We start from the raw sequence: 1,812 nt of genomic DNA, 5'->3' as shown, positions 1-1,812 counted from the left end.
GTGTGGCGAGTGATCGGCGTCTCGGGCCGGCGCGCGCAGGAACTGGGCAGTCAGGTGCTGCCCGGCGCGGGTATTGTGCTGGCGGCCCTCGTGTTCGTCGGCGGAGCCGTGTTCAACATTGGCAACATTGCCGGAACCGGGCTCGGCCTCAACGCGATGCTCGGGCTGGACCCCAAGATTGGCGGCGCCATCTCCGCGGCCATTGCGATTCTCATCTTCCTGTCCAAACGAGCCGGCATGGCACTTGATCGGATTGTGGTGTTGCTGGGCGCCATCATGATCTTGCTGATTCTCTACGTGGCGATCGTGGCCGCCCCTCCGGTGGGCCTGGCGCTGAAGAACACCGTGCTCCCCGAGGAAATCGATTTTCTGGTGATCACCACTTTGATCGGCGGCACCGTGGGCGGCTACATCACGTATTCGGGTGCCCACCGCATGATCGACTCGGGCGTGAGCGGTGTGGAGAACGTCAAGCAAATCAGCCGCACCTCCGTGCTGGGCATCCTGGTCACGTGCATCATGCGCGTGCTGTTGTTCCTCGCCATTTTCGGCGTGGTGGCCGGCGGTGTGGCGCTGACCAGTGACAACATGGCCGCCGAAGCGTTCGGGGCCGCCGCCGGCGAGATCGGCGTGCGGATCTTCGGCGTGGTGCTGTGGGCCGCGGCCCTGACGTCCGTGATCGGCGCGGCCTTCACGTCCATCTCCTTCGTGACCACGTCCTCCGGCAGTCCACGCACCCGAAACTTGTTGACCGTCGCCTTCATTTTCGTGTGCACCGTTGCCTACCTCTTACTCGGTCAGGCTCCGCAGACCCTGTTGATCTTCGCGGGGGCGTTCAACGGCCTGATCCTCCCGTTCGGTTTCGCCATCCTGCTGTGGGTCGCCTGGCGCCGCCGGGATCTGTTGCACGGGTACGTGTATCCCACGTGGCTCCTGGTCATTGGTGTGCTCGCGTGGCTGCTCACCCTGTTCCTCGGCTGGAACTCCCTGGCCGGGCTCACCAAGTTGTGGAGTTGAGGGACATGACCATCACGGACCACGCAGACCTGGCACGTCTTACACCCCGGGAGGCCAGGGAACGTTTCCGCCGTGGCCTGCTGCGTCCCACGTCCGGAATCTCCGCCGGATACGCGCAGGCCAACCTCATCATCGTTCCGCGTGAACTTGCTTTCGACGTGCTCTTGTTCGCCCAACGCAACCCCAAACCGTGCCCCGTCCTCGGGGTGTTGGACGCGGGGGAGACCACCGGCGAGCTGCTCAAGGACGGTGACATCCGCACGGACCTCCCGCAGTACGTGGTCTACGAGAACGGCCGCGACATCGCCCGCCCCACGGACATCACCGAGTACTGGCGTGACGACCTGGTCACCTTCATGGTCGGCTGTTCCTTCACGTTCGAGGACGCCCTGCTGAACAACGGCATCCGCATGGCCCATAACGACCAGGACGTGAACGTTCCCATGTACCGCACCAACCGGCGCTGCGAACCGGCGGGGTCTCTCTCCGGCCCGCTCGTGGTCTCGATGCGTCCGGTTCCCGCGTCACAGGTGGCCGACGCCGTTCGCGTCACCTCCCGCTATCCCGCCGTCCACGGCGCTCCCGTGCACGTGGGCAACCCCGAGGAGCTGGGCATTAAAGACGTTAACCAGCCGGATTTCGGCGACCCCGTCCGGATCGAGCCGGGTCACATCCCGGTGTTCTGGGCGTGCGGCGTGACACCGCAGGCCGCCGTGATGGAATCCCGGCCGCAGTACGCGATTTCTCACGCACCGGGGCACATGCTCATCACGGACGCCAAGGACTCCGACTACC

At 65.0% G+C, this 1,812-nt stretch carries 2 protein-coding genes; both read left to right on the top strand.

Going from position 1 to position 1,812, the window contains the following annotated elements; all coding sequences use genetic code 11:
• On the top strand, window positions 1-1,017 hold a 1,017-nt coding region (locus Q4E95_RS13420; RefSeq protein WP_303383776.1), incomplete at its 5' end, for an NRAMP family divalent metal transporter.
• Window positions 1,018-1,022: 5 nt separating this feature from the next.
• A partial coding sequence (locus tag Q4E95_RS13415; RefSeq protein ID WP_303383775.1) for a putative hydro-lyase occupies window positions 1,023-1,812 on the top strand: 790 nt, incomplete at its 3' end.

Origin of the sequence: Kocuria sp., assembly GCF_030536815.1 — a bacterium.
Classification (GTDB): domain Bacteria; phylum Actinomycetota; class Actinomycetes; order Actinomycetales; family Micrococcaceae; genus Kocuria; species Kocuria gwangalliensis.
This window is presented reverse-complemented; position numbering and strand designations above follow the sequence as displayed.